The 2,772-nt window shown below is 30.6% G+C and carries 3 protein-coding genes; all 3 read right to left on the reverse strand.

Annotation, left to right across the window (positions count from 1 at the left end; all coding sequences use genetic code 11):
• Nucleotides 1–1,025 precede the first annotated feature (1,025 nt).
• On the reverse strand, nt 1,026–1,460 hold the full coding sequence (locus tag ACKI3Q_RS09510) for a nitroreductase family protein (protein WP_407416353.1): 435 nt from the start codon (nt 1,458–1,460) through the stop codon (nt 1,026–1,028).
• A gap of 153 nt (nt 1,461–1,613) precedes the next feature.
• Entirely contained in the window at nt 1,614–2,288 is a 675-nt protein-coding gene (locus ACKI3Q_RS09515; RefSeq protein ID WP_407416354.1) for an HXXEE domain-containing protein, read from the reverse strand.
• A gap of 205 nt (nt 2,289–2,493) precedes the next feature.
• A partial coding sequence (locus ACKI3Q_RS09520; protein ID WP_407416355.1) for a MarR family winged helix-turn-helix transcriptional regulator occupies nt 2,494–2,772 on the reverse strand: 279 nt, incomplete at its 5' end.

Below are 2,772 nucleotides of genomic sequence, written 5' to 3' on the forward strand. Positions count from 1 at the left end.
TGCTTGATGAGGAAAATATAACAAAATCCCATTACTAAAACTGAAAAATATGGTAATGCATACCCATCCAATCATGAAAATATCTATTTTAATTTGAGCCGTTCGGGTAAAATTGTTTTGTGCGCAATATCTGATAAGTAAGTGGGAGTTCATGTTAATATATCGACCATGAAATTGATTTGGATATAGCTAAACATTACCTCTACAACAGTGAATATGAAAACATAATGAAATCGGATAATCCCTCAGATGAATTTTTCAAATATTGGGAATAAATTGATTATTAATATGTTAAATTCGTAAGTAAATATATTTTTTGTTGAAATGAAAGAATTTTTATGAATTTAAAGCAATTTTGAAGTACTATAATTATATTCCGGGATGAATATTCTAAAGTTAGTTTTGAATAGTTGGTGCAAATGTTAATGTTCAGTTTAATACAATTTCACAATATTTTATCATTATTTATTGCTTTTTTTAATAAGTGGTACAACTATTACGTGAGGCATATTGATTCACAACTAAGATTATTTTGATTTTTTTATCAGTGCCATATTTTTCATTAATCTGGGAAGATTAAATTAAAAACGAATGTTTCTGTAGCTAAGTAAGTAGGTGTGATGGGATACGAACCCACGAAGCACTAAGCAATAGGCCCTGAACCTATCTCATTTGACCACTCTGACACACACCTGTAAGAAAAATCAGATATGTAGTTCAATTTGTAATTTTCTATTTAAATACTTTTTTTTTAATATTATAGCAATATAGTAAGAGCATAATCAGTAATATTGATTTTCATTAACTTGAATTATTATGTAATGGTGATGGAAACTTTACTGAATAACTTAGTTAAGTCAGTTAATTTATCATTTTCGAAATTATTTTTCTCCACATACATTTTCCAGTAGTAAAACAATCAACTAATTTATTTATTTTTCGTAATCTATATCCATTGGATTATTATTGATTACGGGTAATCTCATAAATCCAAATCCTAATTTAAAATCAAGCAATATCATCACCTAATATTTTTCGTAATGAATATTTTCAAATGATAGGTTTTCTTTTAGATATTCATTTTTAATTTCTCCCTTTTTGCCTAATGCCACACAATTTAAAACTCTAAAACAGTTTGGAACATTTAATAAATCTCTAATTTCTTCATCTGCTGTTTTAATTTGTCCGTCACGGTTTCTTATATGAATCCAACAGGCTCCGATGTCAAATTGTTCGGCGGCAAGTAGAATATATGTGGATGCAACGGAAGCATCTTCTATCCAAAGTTCGCATCTTGATGTATCCGCCATGACAACGATGCATACATTGGCTTTTGTTAATGGAGCTGCACCCATAGCTTTGCAGTGGGCTATTTTTCGTATCATATTTTTGTCTTTTACAACAATAAAATGAACTGGATGGCCTCCCCATGATGATGGTGCGCTCAGTGCAACATTCAATATCTCTTGTATTATTCATCATCAATGTCATCATTGAGATAATTTCTTATTGATCTTCGTTTTAATGTTAAATCTAATAGGTTATTTTTCATTTTTTACACATCTCCTCGTAAAATTCAGAGCATTCATTGAAATAAAAAGATAGTGGGAAGTTCAATCAGATTCGTATTTTTCCAGATATCCTATTTCTGAATATGCAAATCTTGTGGATTTATATTTGTAAGATATGATAAACGGTAAACGTACCATGAATATGATTAGAAATGCTACTAATGCCAATCCCCATAAGTCTACCATAACAAATGTTTTTGAATATATTAACCAGTATATGCCGTAAATGGCTGTTTCAAGCAATAAACACCATGCAGTCACTAGTCCCGGTGAATATAATGTTTTCTTGCCTTTGGATTTATATTGTCTGTATGTTAGTGTGCTGAATACTGTATGAGCAATTGTTTCGCCGATACCGAAAAATATTACAAATATCACTCCTTTGTTTCCAAGCATTGGTGTGAGGAATGTTAATGCAATGAATAGTATTTCAGCTCCAAAGTTTGTAATCATGTCGGTTAGTCTGTTTTCAGGATATGCAAGAGGATTGTCTGATTTTTGAATTATCTTGTTCATCATGAAATGAAATCCGTTTGGCCAGGTAAGCTCTTCAAATACATGCAATGGTAGAAATATTGCAAGCAAGGCCATTAATTTTTGCGGCACATCCCATATGCCCCAATTTATTATCAAAACATTAAACATCACGATTCCTAAAAAATATGTTGCATGCAGCCATGGTTGTCCGCACCATTTATCCAATAATGATTCTGCCATAATTATCACCTTTTAATTTAGTTATTTTTTATTAAATGTATTGGAGTTGTTTATTTGCCGGCACCATTAGGTTCTAAATACCTATGCACTTCACCTTTCCAATGTCTTGGGTACATCAAAAACACCTTTTTTGATTGCCGTAATCTTTAATAAGTTTTTTATTGTAATGATGTGCATCATATCCCTTCCAAATTATTTACAAATATTATAATTTTAAAGAATTAATGGTCAATAATTTAATTATTTCATTAAATTTGTCAATATCTGATTCATTGATGTCATTATAGATCTCTTTTAACCAATCATCGGTAATATGTAACATGTTTTCACTTATTTCAAAACTCTGTTCACTTAAAGAAAGTAGTCTTCGGGTTTTATTGTTCGGGTCTTTAGTTCGTATTACAAATCCTTTGTTTTCAAGATTTTTTAGAGTTCTGGCAACAACGGGTTCGGATACGCTGAACGTTTCTGATAAATCTCGTTG

Origin of the sequence: Methanobrevibacter sp. (assembly GCF_045636185.1) — an archaeon.
In the GTDB taxonomy this organism is placed as follows: domain Archaea; phylum Methanobacteriota; class Methanobacteria; order Methanobacteriales; family Methanobacteriaceae; genus Methanocatella.